We start from the raw sequence: 18,771 nt of genomic DNA on the forward strand, positions 1-18,771 counted from the left end.
CCCTAACTGCTCTTTTTCCACACGCTCGGTCGCCTATAAAGTAAAGTAAGATTAGGAACCAGCGGATCTTTATTAACCTAAATAGATTACCTTTTATTTCGAAGATACAGCTCCCTAGTCTTGTATCCCTCTCCAAGAATCATTTTCATTTCCTCACGGCGCTTCTCTTTTGTTGCCTCTTGTTTCGCACTATATAAATATCGGGCCCAATCTTTACGATAACCTGGAGTAAGTGATTGATAAAATGCCAGCAATTCCGGCTCTCCCTTCAAATCTCTTTCCACGTCTGGAATTAAGTTGACATAATCATCTACCCTTTGGCTCGGTTTCGCTGCGGTGCTCTTATTAGATTTCGACTCGTCCTTCAATCCCACTACTGTAAAAACATCATCTAACCCAACCATCCGGGCAAATTTAACCGTGCTGCTTCCAATATACCCGTTCTCATCAGCCCCCAACCCGCTCATTAACTCATCACGATGAATAAAGGTTGGATATACTTTATTTCCTTTTTTCGGATAAGCCAAATATAGATAGCCATTCTTATTCAGTAGATTTCCCCCGATCACATTTTTAACAAGTTCTTTCAATGACTCCATATCCAACACAAAAGCAAAAATTAGATCAAACGCACCTTCGCTCAGTTCAGTTTCGTATCCCTCTAGGCCAGCAAAATACTCAGATCCATCTGGCAGATTTAATATCGCAGCCCTCTTATATTTTTGCAAATTTAGCTTTTCTACTATTGTCTTAGCCATGTAACCACCCATTAAATTTATTCTATTTCCCCTACAGTGTAAAAGTTTTACTTTTAATTAGCAACTTACTCGATTAATGCTTTTAGGTCCAAAATACTATAAAACTTCAAATCTTCTTAACATAACCTGAATACTCCATTTACAATCCAAGTCTATGATGGAGGAGATGAAAAATTCTAGTAAACTATTTAGGAGGCACTACCAATGAAAAACAGTAAGATCATTGTTCCGCTATTAAGTGCAGCTATTCTTTTTCCAACAGCCGTCAATGTTCATGCCAATCCCAATAAACCAGTTGAAGTAAAATCTGTTCAATTTGTTGGAATGGAAGCACCAGATACAGAGGCAGAGCGTTCATCCATGTATAGTGAAGCGTCTGCCATCGTTACCTTAAACGACGGCAGTCAAAAGATCGTTCCTTTAGAATATAAATCACTAGCGCGCCCCGGTGAAGTCATTAATGGCAAAGTTGTTGGTGCCGCTTATGATGTAAATGGCCATATTATTAAAGATAAAAATGGGAACCCAATTGTTTCAACCTCACCTGACGCCAATTCACTGCTTAGTGTGAATGGAAAAAGCGGTAAATTATATATGATCAATCATTTTGAAAGTATGCCTAGCAATGAAATTGGCAATATGCCCAAAGCGTTGTATTTAAATACAATCGTACAGGATAAGCGAACGGGAGAAATGAAGATTACGGATATCAATCCGATTGATTTTTCAGCAGACGGCGGTGTTTGGACCCCTTGTGCAGGAGTGTTATCTCCTTGGAATACCCATTTAGGCAGTGAAGAATATGAGCCTGATGCCCGTGCATTTGAAGCAAATCCTGAAAAATCCGCTGTTACTCAATTTGCCCGAAATTATTATCAAGATGCGAATGTAATCGGAAATCCATACCTTTATGGACATACCACAGAGGTAAAAGTTCACCCAAATGGTGAAGCGAAAGCAATTAAGCACTACAGCATGGGGCGCCTGTCATTTGAAAATGTGACTGTAGCACCTGATAATCGTACTGTCTACTTCGGTGATGATGGCGGCTATACGATGTCCTTTATGTACATAGCCGATCAAGCAAATGACTTAACGGCCGGTACGTTATATGCAGCAAAATGGAATCAAACAAGTGATCAAAACGGCGGTTCTGCTAATATGGAATGGATTAAATTAGGACATGCTACAGATGCCGAAATAAAAGAATTAGCCGAATCCATCAAATTCAGCGATATTTTTGAAACAACAACTGATGCTGCTTATGCACAAGCGAATGGATTTACACAAATTAAAACAAATTCAAACGGAGGTAAAAATCCTGAATGGCTAAAAGTGAAGCCAGGTATGGAGAAAGCAGCAGCATTCTTGGAATCCCGCCGTTATGGGGCAATCCTTGGAGCAACAGCGGAGTTCAACAAGATGGAAACTCTTACGTTTAACAAAGCCGATAACAAAATTTATATGGCAATGTCCAATATCGAAAAAGGTATGACTAAAAATTCAACTGATCCTGTAGACGATATTCAATTACCAAAAATAAGTGCTGGTGCAGTATATGAAATGAATTTGGCTAAGGGACAAAAAGACCGTAATGGCAAATCAATTAATAGTGATTATGTCGTAACAAGTATGTCTGGTTTGTTAACAGGTGAAGACCTCGCTGTTAAAGATGCTGATGGAAACACAGCGAACCCTGATAAAATTGCTAATCCTGATAATCTGGCGTTCTCGGAAAAATATAAAACATTATTCATTGCCGAAGACAGCGGCATGCACACCAATAACTTTGGCTGGGCCTATAATGTGGAAACAAAAGAGCTTTCCCGTATTATATCCGCTCCTGATGGCGGAGAAGTCACAGGCATCCAAGCTGTTGATAACCTAAACGGCAAATCTTATTTAATGGTTGGTTCCCAAAACCCCGGCAACATCGGTTATATTGACTTAACTGCACTCAATACAAAGAAATAATAATCAAACTGAAAACGGTTCTTCCGTTTCCTATCGCTTCAAAACATATCCAGCTTCAGTGCCAAATTAGCGACTAATACAGGCACTATTACTGCTCTAGGTGCCTGATACCACCAAACAAAAATACCCAAGTTCCTTTTAAAGGTACTTGGGTATTTGTTTGATAGGATAAGATCACAGCACTTAGTTCGGCCTGTTCAATATACCACGATTGTTAGCAGATCTTCGCTGTACGGGAGTTTTTTTCTTTCCTAACACATTGATAATGAAAACACTTGAAACTGCTATAATACCACCTGTTATAGATACCACACTTGGCAGCTCATGAAGCCAGATCCATGCAACAGCAATGGTAAAGACTGGCTCAATGTAAATCATACTTGTCACTTTACCTGCTTCTCCTAATGATAAGGCAATGGCCCACATAGCATAAGAGATGGCTGCTGGAAAGATTCCTTCATAAATCGCCGATTAATACTACGGTCGCAATTAAAGCTGTAAAAATAGGTGTGGAGGCAAGTACACAGCACGATATTCTATCCCCGGATAACTTCAAACACTTGGTGCCTGACTCCAGCCAATGTTACACTGTTAAGGACAAAGTAAGCATTATATAAGAGGTGGCAGCAGTGAAAACAGTCGTAGTGATTGGCGGCGGTATTACGGGGCTATCAGCCATGTATGAATTACAGAAATGGAAGAACACAAAAGGTGTGGATGTAAGATTGATCTTAGCAGAAGCATCCGGTCAGCTTGGCGGAAAAATTAGAACCGTCAAGCAAGATGGCTTTGTGATGGAAGCGGGAGCCGATTCCATGGTGGCTCGTAAAATGGAAACCATGTCTATTATAAAGGAACTTGGTTTGGAAAAGGAAGTTGTCTACAATGCGACAGGCCGCTCCTTTATTTATAGTGATGGGAATTTAAAGCCGATTCCTGATGATTCGGTTTTTGGGATTCCTGCAAGCATTGAATCGTTGGCGAAAAGCACGCTTGTTTCCGCAGAAGGCAAAGTCGCGGCACTTAAAGATTTTTATACAAAAAACGAAACGTTCACCAAAAATGATTCCATCGGTTCTTTTCTAGAACACTTTCTTGGAACGGAATTAGTTGAAAAACAAATTGCTTCAGTTCTTTCCGGTGTCTATTCGGGAAAACTCAGCGACTTAACCATCGCCTCTACCCTTCCGTATTTGATTGATTATAAGAAAGAATACGGAAGCATTATCAAAGGGCTTGAAGCCAATAAGCAGAAATTTAAAGGGGGAGAAAGGAAGTTTCTTTCATTTCAAAATGGCTTAGGCTCGTTAATGGACGCTTATGAAGAAAAGCTTAGTGAAGTTGAAATCCGCAAAAATACAAAAGTCGATAAGATTGTAAAAGCTGACGGCCGTTATCATTTGCTACTAAACAATCAGGACATCATCGAAGCAGATTATGTTATCCTTAGCATTCCGCACACAGCCGCAGAAAGCTTAATCGATGACCATGAACTTAGAAGTGAATTTTCGAACCTAAAAAACAGTTCACTGATCAGCGTCTATCTTGGCTTTGACGTACCTGACACAGTACTGCCTGCAGATGGGACGGGGTTTATCGCCGCGACTACCGATGAATTGTCTTGCAATGCCTGTACCTGGACAAGCCGAAAATGGGAGCATACCTCAACATCCGGAAACCTGCTTGTCAGATTGTTTTATAAAAGCAGTCATCCATCATTCACTTCACTAAAGGAAATGAATAAAGAAGAACTGCTTGAAATTGCCCTTATCGATATTTACAAAAGCCTTGGGATTAACGCCAAACCGGTAGCTAGCGAAGTGACGAACTGGACCGATCAAATGCCAAATTATTTGATTACCCATCCTAAAAGTGTAGAAGCACTTGAAAGCATAATGGCTGAAGTCTCCCCAGGAATTATTCTTGCCGGCTGTTCCTATTATGGAGTGGGGATCCCCGATTGCATCGAAAACGGTGCAGAATCAGCAGAGAAAATCATTCAAATGTTTTAAAATGAAGAGGATACCACCATGTGTGCTATCCTCTTCCGTTTTTAATCTTGTCATGTTTTATCTTTTACACATAAATTGTTCTATCTAAGGGAAAAGAAAAATAATATAGCCAATGGGAAAGGAGATGTATTCATGCTGCTCTACACCATTAAGAATCTTTTGGACATTAACATACAAGTAAAAATTTCCAACAAACAGGAAAAGACCCTTAAAAATGGAACCAAGGTATTCTGTACTACATTACAAAGGACTCGACCAATTCTTCCTGGTAAATACTAACCAATTACTCTTTAATACCTTGTAAATATACAATTACTTTTGTAAAATTAAGCCAAATAAGGGGGCGGTGCTTATTTGGCTTGGAAAGAGAGATTTAAACAATTTGGCGTGCCGGGTTTCATTTTATTTCTAATCCTTTCTTTATTTTCAATTTATTTAATCACCAATGACTCCGACCTGCTGAAAGATCTCCATATAAAGATGTCCAAGTTTATTACTGCTGATTTTTTTAAATACCAAGAAGAAGAAAGTCCATTATTACAAGCATTGCAATTTATCCTTTTAATTTTGCTTTACGGTTTATTTCTTGTAGGTTTTGTAAATGCTGTTTTAATAGTTAAAAATGTTATTATGAAAAAAACTCCTGCACTAATTTCAGGCAATATCGATCATTTCGATTCGTACTTAGACCTTGAGGACAAATTAGGAGATGTTTTAACAGCATTTGATCTCCAATCTTCTCTTAGAGTACTTGATGAAAAAGTCACGATCTTCATGATGAGCAATCATGCAGAAATCAAACGAATATTCGGTCTCCACGAACGACAAATTGAGTTTGTTTGGTACTTTGGCGGAAAAAACAACGACATTGAATTAGTTTATCTTAAACCCCCGACAGATATCGATGGTGCGGCCAAATTAATAAACTCTGCACTAGATATGCCTTATGTACGGGTACAAGAATCTGCTGTTAACAGTAGAATGGAATTACGAGAAAGTCCTATTAAACAGTTCATTACCGTTCGTAATTATGGTAACTTGAAATTAGGACTAGCCGTATTTGTCCTCAAAGATGACACATTTACATCAGAAAACTTGAAGGAATTTACCTATTTTACATCGAAAATAATCTTATTAGGAACGAATAACCGCTTCTTGAGACAATTCAAAAGGAAAAAGAATGCAGGAAATTAGGAGAGAGAAGGCTTTTATGGCAAGAACAGTTAAATTAAACACCATTGGTTCTTTTACAATCAAGCGAAAAGGCGCTATTGTGAAAGGGACAAAAGGGAAGCAGATTGCCCATCTGAGCAATCTTGAGGGCGATGACAACAGCTCGAAAAGCAAAAAAAGGCAAAATGCTTAAATGAAAAAACAGCCCTTGAGCAGAGCTGTTTTTTCATTTAAATTGCCTTTTTTGACACCAAAAATTCTTACTGGCAAATCCATTTCTCCGCCATTTCCGGAAAGTCAATAAACGGATTTCGGTTTCCTTGTAATTCAAAGATTGCAAGGTTCCGGTGTTTTTCATAAAGAGATACCGGAAATTCCTCATGCCACTTTAGTAAAGTATCATAATTTACAAGATTATGATTTACCATCCCAGTGTACCGGGTTAAAAAATAAAATGTGGCCCTCGCAACAATTCCTTTTCCGTATTCAGGCTCAAACTTTCCTTCATCAGCCTTTCCGCATCCATCCTTGATTCCTAGCGTAAGGTTCTCCGGAACATAGTCAGTAAAATCAAAATAGGGACTATTTCCACGGCGGCTATTGCAATCCGGATCACAGGAAAATAAATGATGCAGGTCTCCCCTCATTGGCTCTTGTTTATGAAACCATGACTGTGGTACCACATGCTCACAATTTAAAATCATTTTATCAGTTAAACTGACCATGTTCCCACCTGCTGTGTTTTCAAGAATACGAATATCTTCTTCAATCACATCAAGCGGATCCATCCCTCTCCCCGAATATAAGCTTTTCAATTTCCCGTTCTCCTGGAGATCAACCCATGGGTAAACATAGCGGTGAGGAGAGTAACTGAGCTGATTCCTATGTGTTTTTTCTAATAACTGATGTAAACTGTTTCGCTCTAGTTTAGTGTTTTCATAATATGCTTGTCGGATTTCTATATCCCTCTGTTCCTCATAGTAGCTGCGGTTGCTGCTGTGTTCCAAATAGGCTGTCCTGGCGTCCTCCCGTTCTTTTATCAGCATTTCGAGATGATTCATATGGCTCTCCCTTTTGTTTGCGTCCAAATTTTAAGAGATAAGTCTCCCCTATCTGAAACTTCATTGACCTTGACTGCTAGTTCAACTGCTGACAACGGAATCAAACATACTTTACGCCTCATTTTTTCCCTCCTATTGGAATAAATTGAAGCCAACCCATGATGTTATTAGTAGTTTAACAATTCTAATTTCTAATTAATAGTTACTTTTGAAGTATTTAGGGAATGTTATTTTCTGTCTCATTATATATAAAGGGACAAACCCACGTGTCCTAGACTTGTATCCAATAGACAGAAGCTATTGGCGAAGAATATGAAAAGGGATAGCTGTATTTGTACGCAGCTATCCCTTTTCATATCTATCCGAGGCAACATAAAAAATAAACAAAAACGCTATTAATCATACTTTTTATCAAACTCAAATTCAACTTCCTCAAGATTTACTACTTTCGTTTTCCTGACGAATTTAAAACCAAACCATAGGCATAGGAAAAGCGGAATGCCTAGGTATGCTGCAACCACACTGCCCCAATCAATTTTATCTGCTATAAATGCTTGGAAGTTTTGCGCTAAAATAACGATTATTCCACAAGCAATAGCGAAAATTGGACCAATAGGAAACCATTTCGCCTTATACGGTAATCGATCTAATGAATGACCTTGGGCAATATATGCTTTTCGGAAACGATAATGACTGACGGAAATACCAAGCCAGAAGATAAATCCCGTAATTCCGATAGCATTCATTAACCATAAATAGACGACCCCATCACCGAAAAAGGAGGCTAAAAAAGCAAGTCCACCAATCGCACATGTTAGGATCATACCTGCAACTGGTACCCCTCGGCTATTAAGTTTTTCAAAAATCCGTGGCGCCTGCCCGGCTTTTGCCATCGAATACAACATACGGGTTGAAGCGTAAAGACTAGAATTACCTGCAGATAATACAGCCGTTAAAATAATGGCATTCATGAGTGAAGCGGCAAAGGCAATACCAGCCTTTTCAAAAATTAGCGTAAATGGGCTGACCATAACACTATCATTTTGTAAATTAGGATTTGTATAAGGAATTAAAAGTCCAATAACGAATATTGCAAAAATGTAGAATAATAGAATTCTCCAAAAAACACTTTTAACTGCTTTCGGGATATTTTTTGCAGGATTCTCGCTTTCACCTGCAGTAACACCTACAATTTCCGTTCCTTGAAATGAAAATCCAGCAGCGATAAAAACAACAAAAGTTCCTAATAAACCGCCAGAAAACGGAGCATCGTCAACCGTAAAGTTTTTAAGACCTACTGCTTCACCGCCCATAATGCCAAAGATCATGAGCACCCCGACGATAATAAAAAGCACAATGGCAGATACTTTTATAAAAGAAAGTACGTATTCCCCTTCACCGTAACCCTTTACAGATAAATAGTTTAAAAGAAAAATAAGTGCTAAGAATGAGCCGCTCCATACCCATGACGGGCTATTGGGAAACCAAAATTTCATGATCATTGTTGAAGCAGCTAACTCCGCCGCAATCGTCATGGCCCAATTAAACCAATAAGTCCAGCCAATAGCGAAGCCAAAAGCCGGATCAACAAATTTCGACCCATAGGTACTGAAGGAACCGCTTACAGGCATAAAAGCAGCCATTTCTCCTAAACTTGTCATTACAAAATAGACCATCGCTCCCACAAAAGCATAAGCCAGCAATGCACCACCGGGACCGGCTGTGCTAATAGCTGCACCGCTGCTAAGGAACAGTCCAGTTCCAATAGCTCCTCCAATTGAAATCATCGTTAAATGGCGTGATTTTAGTTCGCGTTTTAATTTCGGTTCATTCACTTGTTCTTCAGGCTTCTGGTAGATTTCAGTTTTTCTTTGTGCTAACATTCATGAATCAGTCCTTCCTTGTTATGTAAAACGTTTTCAATCAATAGTATTCTTAAAAATCCCATTTATTGGAAGTCGGGGGTTAAAAAAAGTGTCCACAAGTCAGTGATAAATAGACCTGCAGACACATTTTATTTTGCGTCACAAGCTCCACCTTCCTTCTCATAAAACGCTTACGAGGTTAGCTGTCGGATTCGGGCCTCCTGAGTAGCCCTACCTAAAAAGGATTCACCCCATAGATTTATTTCAATCTATTTGGTTCCCCCGCACCTAATGGTTTAAGCGATTTAGAAAATTGAAACTATAATATTAATATAATACTTTTATTTTTTCAAAAAGTAAAATTGTTTTTTGATAATTATTAAATATCAATTAAATTATAAATATATAATAAAAACTACCTTTATATTAGTATAATGAAATAGTATTTTTCCTAAATATTAAAAATATTAATCATATACCACTAGTTAAAAATTTGATAATTCTTCTATATCAAAATCATTATAATAAATCACATGGCTTAAATATTTGACCCCTCTTATATCCTTGTAAGCTGCTTTTGCCTCTTCTTGATTATCGAATTCAAACATTTGGACACTGTTTTTTGAATGTACAGTGATAACCCACATAGAAAATAATTCTCCCTTCCTTTGTTTAGTTAAAAATTAAACTTTCTGAATCCAGCGGTTGTTCAAATCGTTTTTCTGAAAGTCTAGAAAAATAAGAAACCCTTCTCTTATGTTTTTTTGACTTTCACCATTTGCACTATTAATTCATTATTTATAATGCAAAAACCATGCCAAACTGAGCTTCCCTTAGAAACGAGGATTTTAATATATTTTCCCATTCTATAACTGCCATTTTTTTTTGCTGTTTAAAAAAATTATGCGCCAAAATATTTTGCGTCTATCTAAAAAAGCGGGGCCAAGCAGTTATGTCCTTCGCAGGAAATATATAAAAAAAGTAACCCTCCATTCCAACTGGAATGAAGGGTTACTTTTTTTAAAACAAATATCCTGACTTAATTAATAGACATCACGTTGATAACGGCCTTGCTTTTGCATATCTTTCAAATATGCTTCAGCTGCGTCACGATCCATTGCGCCTTCTTTTTCAATCACAGTAATAAGCGCTTCGTTAACGTCTTTCGCCATATGTTCCTTATCGCCGCAAACGTAGAAATAGGCTCCTTTTTCAATCCATTCGAACAATTCCTTGCTGTGTTCAAGCATTTTGTGCTGTACATACACCTTTTGAGCTGAATCGCGGGAGAAGGCAGTATCAAGTTTTGTTAGGACCCCATCCTTTTGATATTGTTCAAGCTCGCTTTGATAAAGGAAATCCGACGCTGCATGCTGATCCCCGAAGAACAACCATGAGCGGCCAGCTCCTTTATTCACTGCACGTTCTTGGATAAAAGAACGGAATGGCGCAATACCTGTTCCCGGTCCGACCATAATAATGTCTTGGTCTGCGGACTCAGTCAAATAGAAGTGTTTATTAACTTGAACAAAGACTGGAAGCGTATCTCCTTCTTGAACACGTTCCGCACATAAAACGGAACAAACGCCTTTTCGGTCGCGACCGTGCGCTGTGTAGCGGACAGCACCAATCGTCAGATGAACTTCATCTGGGTTAGCTGCGATGCTGCTAGCGATAGAATAGAGGCGAGCTGTCATTTTTCTTAATAATGATACGATGTCTTGAGCAGAAGCCTTCCATGGTCCAAATTCACGTAACATGTCAAGTAAATCACGACCATAGCAATATTCTTTTAGCTGGGCCGCATTTTCAACCTGTATTAGCTTTTGCAGCTCTTCGTTGTCTGTGAATGCAGCTGCCTGTTGTAAAATCTTCTTTGTCAAAAGTGTGATTTCAAAGTAGTTTGTCAGCGCTTCCTTAAGCGGCAATGTTTCACCTTGTTTGCCGACAGTTACAGCAGCTTCTTCATCCCACCCCATTTCGCTAATAAGGGCAGCCACAAGTTCCGGATCATTTGATGGAACAATACCAAGTGCATCACCCGGATTGTAAGATAAACCTGAACCTTTTAATGATAATTCAATATGCCTCGTTTCCTTACTAGAGCCTGTTCCATTTAAATTAATATTTTTTAGAACCTTCGCTGGAAATGGATTAGTCCTTGAAAATGCTAGATTTTCACTTTTGGCATTTTTAGTATCTTCTAAAGTAAGTTGCATGGCTAGTAACCTCCAAAAGTTAGTATAAAGCTATAATAACACAGGATTGGGAAATCTGATGTGTATTTTGACACGCAATTGAAAATTTTTATCTTGCTTTTTTAAAATTTGCTTGTGTTTTTATGTTCCCTATTAATGAGAATAAATAAAACAAAAAAACCTGCAAAGGGGATATTTTCCAATGCAGGTTGTTTTATTTTAGTATTTATTTAGCTCTTGGATAGGCGTTTGAATGATGACTGGATTCTTTTTAGGATCTAACCATTTTAAAATTTTTACAACATTACTTTCAGACGTTGCTGTACAACCGAGTGTATAACCGCTGCCGATATGGAAGAAGATCGCACTTCCTTTATAGGGAATTCGTTTGGTGTTGTAATTAATGACGAAACCGTAGGTATATGCAGAGATATTCATGTTTTCGGCACTCTTCCATTCCCCTTGTGTTTCCGTACGAGATTGCCAAGTGTTATAAAGAGTAGATTTCGGATCATCTACCCAGACATCGTCAGTTGTGATTTTTCGGAATGGCAATTTTGTTCCTGGATTCCCTTTTCTACCGAATGCTGTTCCAATTGAGTATTTTCCGGTTGGAGCCCTTTTACCACCTTCCCTCATACTTGAGGCTGTGGCAAATCCATATTTCCCAATATGTCCAGTTGTTGTTAAAACAGGGACCCATTTTCCTTGTGAATTTTTCTCAAAGGTCCGAATGTCAGCTGAAGACGTATTATAACCATCAGAAGTCACTAGAATTAGCTGCTGATTACTTCCTACTGTTTTTAAACCCACTGCTAGATTCTTGGGCGCTGCCGGCTTTTTAGTCGTCAAATATTTTGCGGAAACCCAGCCTGTTTTCGTTCCAATAATGACTTTAACCCACGATCCTTTAGTTTGTGTAACTTTTACGGACTGATTCCTTTTCCCCGTGGTAACACCTTTGTAACTTGTACTTGGACCGCTGCGTACATTTAAAACATCAGCTGTTATATACATCAGCTTAGGAGAAGTTACTGCTGTTGTAGTTCTTGCAGCTGGTTTCTTAGTAGTTAGATATTGATTTGATGCCCAGCCTGTTTTACTTCCAACTGATACCTTATCCCAAGCCCCTTTCGTTTGAGTCACTTTTACAGCTTGATTCTTCTTAATCGTTGTCATCACCTTATACTTAGTGCTTGGACCACTTCTGACATTTAATGTACTTGCGGTGACATATTTTGTTTTGCTAGTCGCTGCATGAACCGGTTCCACCGTATAAAATCCTGCAAATACAACGAGAATGACAACAAAGACCGTAAAAAACTTTTTCATCAACTTCTCCCCTCTCTTTAAAAAATTGCCTATTTTTTAGACCATCAAAGGAAGCCTTTAATAGTTTTAAGACGGCCATTTTTAAATAAATTTTTATATTTGGATATCATTTTGTCTTTTGAATTCAAAAATCTCATCAACAGCCTGCTGATACCCTCCCGATTGTTGCAAGGATTCACTCATTTTTGCAGCGACTTTCCGGAATGATGACTGGTTCAACACAAGGTCTGCGGATTCACGCATCTGATTTGCCGTCAAGCTTTGCATATCTAATTGAATACCGGCGCCTATATTGGCAACTTGACCGGCAATGACCGGCTGATCCGCGCTCTGCGGGATGACAATGAGCGGAACCCCATTATAGAGACCCTCGTGAACACTGTTCATGCCGCCATGTGTAATAAATAATTTAATGTATTTTAGCAGCTCCGTTTGAGGGACATAATTTTTTACAATAAAGTTTTCAGGTATATCTCCTAAATCAGATGCTTGCGTTTTTTCCCCAATCGACATGACCACTGTATGCTCCGTACTGCCAAATGCCTCGAAACACAGCTTATAAAAATCGATCGCTTGATTAAATACCGTACCCAAGGATATGTAAATTAGACTTTTACCTTTGTTTGCAGCCAAGTCAAAGCATTCATGCGTCTTTCTTGAAGTGATGGATGGACCTACAAATTTATAAGTTTGATTGAATTCCTCTCCAAAAGGCTGAAACTCTCTGGTTGTATAGACGATTGTAAGCGGCGCAGGATTACAAAAGACTTCATAAGGCGTATGGATTTCCGCACCATATTTCTCCTTTACGTATTCCGTCAACCTTTGATATTCATTGAATATTTCTGCAGGAATATTTTTAGAAAGCTGTTTGAACATGTTATCGAAGGAGCTTTTAGTCTGCGCAAACGAAGTACAAGAATTAATGGCCGGAAGATTAAGGATTTGAGCAAGCAACCGTCCACAGCCAAACATCGAATCGTGGATGATATAATCAAACTTCTCTCCCTCGATTTGCTTCAGAACACTAGGTATCATAATATCTGCCGTACGTAAAAGACCATTTATTCTTTCGAGTAAATTATTTCTCCCCCCGGAGATAAAGGCTTTCAAAAATTCTTGAACATCAAAGGTCCTCACTGTCGCTCCCGTTTTATCAATTAGCTCACGAAAATCCTCGATTGTAAAATACACGACCTCTTCGCCTCGTGAAATCAGCTCTTGCACCACTCCGATGGTTGGATTGACATGTCCTTCCGACCCGCCATTTATAAATAAAACTCGTGCCATGATAACGACTCCTTAAAAAAAATAAGTCAAAAGTTATAGTCCCTTTACCACAATTGTCCAGCTTAAATTTATCATAGTACAATACTCGAGAAACTCAAATAAAAAACACCCTTTTATGCAAGAGCCTGCTATGATTTTTTTCAATGGGTTTTTTTGTAATTACTGCGATACTTAGCAGGTGAGATGTTCATCATATGCGCAGGGGTAACTCCCCAATAATGTACCTTAAAGGCTATTTCTTCACCTGACGGTTCCATTGCAAATTGATTCAATATTCCTTCACTTAGTTTACATGATTGGATTGCTATAATAACACCCCTAATGTCTTCATAAGACAAAAAATTGGCTTCTCCTGATAAAGACCAACACCTATGAATTTTTTATAATTATAACAAGTTTAATTTTTACCTTAAAGGAGGAAACTACTTTGATCACATTCAAAGATGCAGAGTTTTACAAAGAAAATGGATATTTACTTGTTAAGAACGTTTTTAACAAAGATGAAGTAGAAGAAATGAGAAATTCAGTTGAAAACATTATTCAACGTGCAGCCAATGCAAAACTCGATCACAACCATGCATGGCAAGGGGATTACATTCCTCCGAACGAGTTAAAAAAACTTGTTTTGAAAGGGTTTCATGACGTTCATTATCATGATGCAGCTTTTACTAAAGCGATTGTCCATCCAAACATGACGGCTATATTGCAAAAGCTTATCGGACCTAATGTTCAATTACATCACTCCAAAATGCTGGTTAAACCTCCTGAAAAGGGAGCTGCTTTTCCAATGCATCAGGATCATCCGTATTTTCCTCATGAACGTCATACCATGTTGGCAGCCAGTGTTCATCTTGATGATGCTGACTTGGAAAACGGATGCCTTACAGTTATACCAAAATCTCATCAAGAGGGGCCAATAGCTCATATAGGACGTCACTACTTGAATCATAAGGAATACCCGATTTCTAAAGGGACTCCATGCCCTGCGGAAGCGGGTGACGTTCTGTTTTTCAATTATTTAACGATACACGGCTCGGATTGCAATCGAAGTGACAGGCCGCGCAGAAACGTTTTATTTCAGTATCGTGATCCAGCAGACAAGCCAACTGCCGATGTACATGTGAACTGGGGACAAGGCTTGATGGTATGCGGGGAAAATCCAACGTTTCGTGATTATCAGTCTGATTTCGTATCAAAAATAGATAAATGAAAACTATAAATAGAGGATTTTCGAATCACCATGAGGCGAGATTATGAAATGAAGGACAACTTTTAATAATTATAATATAGCTAACTTCTGAAGTACTTCACCATTTTATTGTGGTAGTTAAAATAGTTATATTTTTCTACAGCCAATAGAATCGAAATTTTAGTTTATGTTTAAAGCTGAAAAGGGACTTTCCCCAGAGGGAGAGTCCCAGTTTCTACTTCAAATCTTCGATTGAGTTAATATCCATATACTTTGGTACAACCAGTCCATTCTTTGTCCCGTGAAGGTTGGTTCCAAGATCAATGAAATCATTTTTATATTGTTTATAATATTCTCTATGGGTACTCGGCAGCCATGCAGCCACCATGCCGTCCACACTGCCGTTTGCTACACCGGCAAACATCGGGCCGACCTCTACTTGACTCAATTTTACATTGAAACCATTCTGCTCCAGCACCTTAGCAATCACATTGGTACTGGCGATTTCTGTATCCCAAGCCACATAGACAAGATTAATCGTTTCCCCATTGCCTGCTTTGGCACCTTTTGTCCAATTCCCTACTTTGTCCCCGTTGGCATTGATCCATTTTTTTGCTGCTTCCGCTGGATCCCTACCGTCTTTAATATCCACCATTACTTTTTCCATATCACCAGGCTTCCAGGAAAATTGATCAAGGATGGTATATGCACCTGGTGCATCCTGCTTGAGACCTTTTCTTACAATGGTATGAATATCCTCAACTGCACCAAAGGATTTCTTTGGATCTTTGAGAAATTTTAATTCATAAGTGGAAAACATCCAATGCGGCGCCCACCCAGTGACAATGATTGGTTTCTTCTGATTATAGGCCTTCTTTAATTCAGCTGTCATAGCAGCCGAGGACCCTTCTTGCAGCTGCCAATTGTCCAGCTGATAATCTTTGAGTGCCCTATCCGCTTGTGCCATAATTCCTGCTCCCGGCTCAATCCCGATTATTTGATAATCAGTTTGAGCTCCAATACCATTCCCACCCTTTTTCGTGGCCGTTTCTTTTGTAACTCCCGTCACTATAGCTGCCAGGATAACTAGAACAACTAAAATGGAAAAGACGATTTTTTTCTTAATCACATTTTCATAGGCCGGTTTCCGTAAGTTTTGGCTAATCCGGTCGAGTATAACGGCGATGAACACGATGGATAATCCTGCTTCAAAACCTTTACCTACATCAATTTGGCTCACAGCCCGGTAAACATCTGCCCCCAGACCCGGCGCCCCAACAAGGGAAGCTGTTACAACCATCGATAAGGCCAGCATAATGCTTTGGTTGACACCGGCCATAATTGTTGGTGTAGCTATCGGTAATTGAACCTTGAACAATTTTTGGCTGGTACTAGAACCAAATGCATCGGCTGCTTCAATTAAATCCTTCGGAACTTCCTTAATACCAAGATTAGTCATTCGGATGGTTGGCGCAATCGCAAAAATAAACGAAGCAATAATTCCCGGCACCATGCCGATGCCAAAAAACAAAATGGATGGAATTAAATAGACAAATGCGGGCATGGTCTGCATAAAGTCCAAAATTGGCGTTACAATTCGATGGACCGTTTTTCTTTGGGCACACCAGATTCCAACTGGAATCCCAATAATGATGGTGAGTAATCCTGATAGTAATACGATGGCAATGGTTTGAATGCTTGAATCCCAATACCCTAGATTATCAATTAAGAGCAAGCTAAAAAGCGTAAATATTCCTAACGGCCATCTGCTGGTATAGGTAACCAACAAAGTTAAGATGATGATTAAGATGATGGGCGGACCCGCACTTAATACATCCACTATAATATTTAAAAGCGACTCGATCATGGTGGTTATCAAGGTGAAAAATCCGGCAAATGCAACGGTGATCCACTGAACTAGGACGTCTACCCAATCTCCTAAAGGGATTTTTGGCACATTCATCTCATTCACTCTCCAAATCGTTCAAGGAATCTTTGTTTCCAGCCAAAGCCCCGATGACGGCACCGCGAATAACAACCCCTTTAAGACGGTGTTCCTCATCGATAACGGAGATCGGCACACTGGAGGTAGCCATTACGTCCATTAGGTCGGTGAGTAAAGTCTCTCCGGTAACGGTCGGAATATCCGTTGTCATGACATCGACAATCGATTGATGTTGATCAATCGCCTGCCGTGCCTGCTCAGCGGTAATCGCCCCCAATAGTTTCCGATTACGGTCAACCACGAATATGCTGGAATATCCCTGATTCCGCATAATTTCCAAAGCCACCCGCGGCCCGCGGTCCACACCAATTCTTTCTGCCGGTTTCATGATATGGGAGGCGGTTAATACTTTCGATAGGTCCACGTCTTCAACAAACTTCTCTACAAATTCATTGGCAGGATTCATCAGAATTTCTTCTGGTGTTCCCAGCTGAATGAGGCTGCCGTCCCGCATTAACGCAATACGATCCCCAATCCTCAGTGCTTCATCCAAATCATGGGTGATAAAGATGATGGTTTTATCGTACTTTTCTTGGATCTCCAGCAATTCATCCTGCATATCCTTGCGTATTAATGGGTCGAGTGCGCTGAAGGCCTCATCCATCAAGATGATAGCTGTGTTACTGGCAAGCGCCCGGGCCAGGCCAACCCGCTGCTGCATACCGCCGCTCAATTGTTTCGGGAGTTGGTTCTCATATCCTTTTAATCCGACCACCTCCAGAGCTCTTAATGCTCTTTCCTGCCGCTCTTCCACTGGAACTTTTTGAATTTCCAGCCCGTATTCCGTGTTTTCCAGAATGGTTCGATGTGGAAACAAGGCAAAGTTTTGAAACACCATGCTGATTTTTTTCTGCCTGACTTCCCTCAATCTCGACTCACTCATCTTGACAATATCTTCATTTTCAATAAGGATTTCTCCGACTGTCGGCTTAATCAGCCTGTTAAACATACGGATTAATGTCGATTTTCCGCTTCCGGATAAGCCCATAATGACAAATATTTCGCCAGGGTAAATTTCAAAGGAAACATTCTTTACCCCAACGGTTTGTCCAGTACCTTTCAAAATTTCCTTCTTGGTCTTTCCTTGTTTCAATAAATCGATTGCTGCTTTCGGATTATTGCCAAAAATCTTAGAGACACTTCTGACCTCTACGAAGGGATTCATGCTGTCACCTCATTCGATTAATCGGGCATATCATATACATTTTTTCCGAAAACCACTATTCTATGTTTAGTTTAGTCTTAAAAAAACGAAATACTTTTTCAATCACCGAAAAACAGCTGTAAAAAAGTCCCTTCTTAGTGTTATAGTGTCAATCGTTATCATGAACAAATAAAATTTAATAACTAAAAAAACGACAGTTGCCCTGTCGTCATTAAAATTTCTTATTGAACTTAAGCGCACGTTTAGCTGAATCATAGATAATATATTTTCTTCCTTGTTTTTTACCCTAGAATGGATTTTCCCCTTCTCAAAAAGGAGGGCACATGAAAAGACTAAAGGAATCATGGCTGGATACAACTATATCGAATGGAAAAATGTTGTTTACCATTTTTGCTGGAATTGCTTAGTTTGAAAGAGACTCTGAACGGACAAAGGGATGGATTCAAGCTGCAAGGAAACGAGGGAAACATACTAAAAGACCGAAAACCGATGAGGAAAAAGTTAATTATGCCCATTAAAACAATTAAAGCCTACTCATTAAAGAGCAGGCTTATTTTTAGTTATCTGACCTAATTCACTAAAAATTGAATTACCAGACCATATTGCGGGGGCAGGATTTGAACCTGCGACCTTCGGGTTATGAGCCCGACGAGCTACCGGACTGCTCCACCCCGCGACAATAAAAAATATAAAATTTTTTCCCAAGTCCTTATTAACAAGGACTAATAAAACAGCCCGGCAGCGTCCTA

Annotated in this window: 17 protein-coding genes, 1 tRNA gene, 1 pseudogene and 1 riboswitch; of the genes and pseudogenes, 6 read left to right on the forward strand and 13 right to left on the reverse strand. The window is 39.3% G+C overall.

The genetic code is table 11. From position 1 onward, the window contains the following. Positions 1 to 86: 86 nt before the first annotated feature. Positions 87 to 758 (reverse strand): YdeI/OmpD-associated family protein, encoded by a 672-nt coding sequence (locus IE222_RS21500; protein ID WP_191276425.1) that lies wholly within the window; start codon positions 756 to 758, stop codon positions 87 to 89. A 204-nt stretch (positions 759 to 962) separates the two neighbouring features. On the opposite strand from IE222_RS21500, the gene IE222_RS21505 reads away from it, so the two are divergent. Beyond that, on the forward strand, positions 963 to 2,732 hold the full coding sequence (locus IE222_RS21505; protein ID WP_191276427.1) for a PhoX family protein: 1,770 nt from the start codon (positions 963 to 965) through the stop codon (positions 2,730 to 2,732). Between the two features lie 183 nt (positions 2,733 to 2,915). Here the strand turns inward: IE222_RS21505 and IE222_RS21510 are convergent, their stop codons facing one another. Then, positions 2,916 to 3,197, reverse strand: coding sequence for an EamA family transporter (locus IE222_RS21510; protein ID WP_223282841.1), 282 nt, complete (start codon positions 3,195 to 3,197; stop codon positions 2,916 to 2,918). 164 nt (positions 3,198 to 3,361) lie between these two features. On the opposite strand from IE222_RS21510, the gene hemG reads away from it, so the two are divergent. From hemG to IE222_RS21525, 3 genes are all read left to right on the forward strand, one after another. Next, the gene (hemG, locus tag IE222_RS21515) at positions 3,362 to 4,744 is read left to right on the forward strand and encodes a protoporphyrinogen oxidase (RefSeq protein ID WP_191276430.1); all 1,383 of its coding nucleotides are present in this window, start codon (positions 3,362 to 3,364) and stop codon (positions 4,742 to 4,744) included. A gap of 354 nt (positions 4,745 to 5,098) precedes the next feature. Then, the gene (locus IE222_RS21520) at positions 5,099 to 5,938 is read left to right on the forward strand and encodes a hypothetical protein (RefSeq protein ID WP_191276431.1); all 840 of its coding nucleotides are present in this window, start codon (positions 5,099 to 5,101) and stop codon (positions 5,936 to 5,938) included. 16 nt (positions 5,939 to 5,954) lie between these two features. Then, a complete protein-coding gene (locus IE222_RS21525; protein ID WP_191276432.1) occupies positions 5,955 to 6,110 on the forward strand; it encodes a hypothetical protein in 156 nt (51 codons plus the stop codon). A gap of 67 nt (positions 6,111 to 6,177) precedes the next feature. Here the strand turns inward: IE222_RS21525 and IE222_RS21530 are convergent, their stop codons facing one another. The 8 genes from IE222_RS21530 to IE222_RS21560 all read right to left on the reverse strand — a co-directional run bounded on the left by IE222_RS21530 (position 6,178) and on the right by IE222_RS21560 (position 14,001). Beyond that, the gene (locus IE222_RS21530; RefSeq protein ID WP_191276433.1) at positions 6,178 to 6,978 is read right to left on the reverse strand and encodes an endonuclease I family protein; all 801 of its coding nucleotides are present in this window, start codon (positions 6,976 to 6,978) and stop codon (positions 6,178 to 6,180) included. Beyond that, on the reverse strand, positions 6,975 to 7,100 hold the full coding sequence (locus tag IE222_RS26750; RefSeq protein ID WP_275671483.1) for a hypothetical protein: 126 nt from the start codon (positions 7,098 to 7,100) through the stop codon (positions 6,975 to 6,977). Before IE222_RS26750 ends, IE222_RS21530 begins: the two co-directional genes overlap by 4 nt. A 273-nt stretch (positions 7,101 to 7,373) precedes the next feature. Next, entirely contained in the window at positions 7,374 to 8,861 is a 1,488-nt protein-coding gene (locus tag IE222_RS21535) for an amino acid permease (protein ID WP_191276434.1), read from the reverse strand. Positions 8,862 to 9,015: 154 nt separating this feature from the next. Then, positions 9,016 to 9,156, reverse strand: a riboswitch (cyclic di-AMP (ydaO/yuaA leader). Positions 9,157 to 9,328: 172 nt separating this feature from the next. Then, entirely contained in the window at positions 9,329 to 9,490 is a 162-nt protein-coding gene (locus IE222_RS21540; protein ID WP_191276435.1) for a hypothetical protein, read from the reverse strand. Between the two features lie 396 nt (positions 9,491 to 9,886). Beyond that, on the reverse strand, positions 9,887 to 11,062 hold the full coding sequence (locus IE222_RS21545) for a sulfite reductase subunit alpha (RefSeq protein WP_191276436.1): 1,176 nt from the start codon (positions 11,060 to 11,062) through the stop codon (positions 9,887 to 9,889). 198 nt (positions 11,063 to 11,260) lie between these two features. Then, on the reverse strand, positions 11,261 to 12,373 hold the full coding sequence (locus IE222_RS21550) for an SH3 domain-containing protein (RefSeq protein WP_191276437.1): 1,113 nt from the start codon (positions 12,371 to 12,373) through the stop codon (positions 11,261 to 11,263). A 93-nt stretch (positions 12,374 to 12,466) separates the two neighbouring features. Further along, positions 12,467 to 13,663 carry a macrolide family glycosyltransferase gene (locus tag IE222_RS21555; protein WP_191276438.1) on the reverse strand — a complete coding sequence of 399 codons (1,197 nt, stop codon included), beginning with the start codon at positions 13,661 to 13,663 and terminating at the stop codon, positions 12,467 to 12,469. Between the two features lie 140 nt (positions 13,664 to 13,803). Continuing rightward, a complete protein-coding gene (locus IE222_RS21560; protein ID WP_191276439.1) occupies positions 13,804 to 14,001 on the reverse strand; it encodes a hypothetical protein in 198 nt (65 codons plus the stop codon). An 89-nt stretch (positions 14,002 to 14,090) separates the two neighbouring features. Between IE222_RS21560 and IE222_RS21565 the strand changes: the two genes are divergently transcribed. Beyond that, positions 14,091 to 14,873: a phytanoyl-CoA dioxygenase family protein gene (locus IE222_RS21565; protein WP_191276440.1), complete on the forward strand. Its 783-nt coding sequence runs from the start codon at positions 14,091 to 14,093 to the stop codon at positions 14,871 to 14,873. A 214-nt stretch (positions 14,874 to 15,087) separates the two neighbouring features. Here the strand turns inward: IE222_RS21565 and IE222_RS21570 are convergent, their stop codons facing one another. Together IE222_RS21570 and IE222_RS21575 are read right to left on the reverse strand one after the other, a co-directional pair. After that, positions 15,088 to 16,815 (reverse strand): glycine betaine ABC transporter substrate-binding protein, encoded by a 1,728-nt coding sequence (locus IE222_RS21570; protein WP_191276441.1) that lies wholly within the window; start codon positions 16,813 to 16,815, stop codon positions 15,088 to 15,090. A 1-nt stretch (position 16,816) separates the two neighbouring features. After that, positions 16,817 to 18,022, reverse strand: coding sequence for a quaternary amine ABC transporter ATP-binding protein (locus tag IE222_RS21575; RefSeq protein WP_191276442.1), 1,206 nt, complete (start codon positions 18,020 to 18,022; stop codon positions 16,817 to 16,819). Positions 18,023 to 18,327: 305 nt separating this feature from the next. On the opposite strand from IE222_RS21575, the pseudogene IE222_RS26505 reads away from it, so the two are divergent. After that, positions 18,328 to 18,534: pseudogene (locus tag IE222_RS26505) on the forward strand (recombinase family protein); the annotation flags it as partial. Between the two features lie 90 nt (positions 18,535 to 18,624). Here IE222_RS26505 and IE222_RS21580 read toward each other — a convergent pair. Continuing rightward, a tRNA-Met gene (locus IE222_RS21580) sits at positions 18,625 to 18,698 on the reverse strand. Positions 18,699 to 18,771: the final 73 nt, after the last annotated feature.

Origin of the sequence: Neobacillus kokaensis, assembly GCF_014656545.1 — a bacterium.
GTDB classification, from domain to species: domain Bacteria; phylum Bacillota; class Bacilli; order Bacillales; family Cytobacillaceae; genus Neobacillus; species Neobacillus kokaensis.

Coding starts and splice junctions, on each gene's coding strand:
- IE222_RS21500 (WP_191276425.1), bottom strand. CDS start 758: ATGGCTAAGACAATAGTAGAAAAGCTAAATTTGCAAAAATATAAGAGG.
- IE222_RS21505 (WP_191276427.1), top strand. CDS start 963: ATGAAAAACAGTAAGATCATTGTTCCGCTATTAAGTGCAGCTATTCTT.
- IE222_RS21525 (WP_191276432.1), top strand. CDS start 5,955: ATGGCAAGAACAGTTAAATTAAACACCATTGGTTCTTTTACAATCAAG.
- IE222_RS21530 (WP_191276433.1), bottom strand. CDS start 6,978: ATGAATCATCTCGAAATGCTGATAAAAGAACGGGAGGACGCCAGGACA.
- IE222_RS26750 (WP_275671483.1), bottom strand. CDS start 7,100: ATGAGGCGTAAAGTATGTTTGATTCCGTTGTCAGCAGTTGAACTAGCA.
- IE222_RS21535 (WP_191276434.1), bottom strand. CDS start 8,861: ATGTTAGCACAAAGAAAAACTGAAATCTACCAGAAGCCTGAAGAACAA.
- IE222_RS21540 (WP_191276435.1), bottom strand. CDS start 9,490: ATGTGGGTTATCACTGTACATTCAAAAAACAGTGTCCAAATGTTTGAA.
- IE222_RS21545 (WP_191276436.1), bottom strand. CDS start 11,062: ATGCAACTTACTTTAGAAGATACTAAAAATGCCAAAAGTGAAAATCTA.
- IE222_RS21550 (WP_191276437.1), bottom strand. CDS start 12,373: ATGAAAAAGTTTTTTACGGTCTTTGTTGTCATTCTCGTTGTATTTGCA.
- IE222_RS21555 (WP_191276438.1), bottom strand. CDS start 13,663: ATGGCACGAGTTTTATTTATAAATGGCGGGTCGGAAGGACATGTCAAT.
- IE222_RS21570 (WP_191276441.1), bottom strand. CDS start 16,815: ATGAATGTGCCAAAAATCCCTTTAGGAGATTGGGTAGACGTCCTAGTT.
- IE222_RS21575 (WP_191276442.1), bottom strand. CDS start 18,022: ATGAATCCCTTCGTAGAGGTCAGAAGTGTCTCTAAGATTTTTGGCAAT.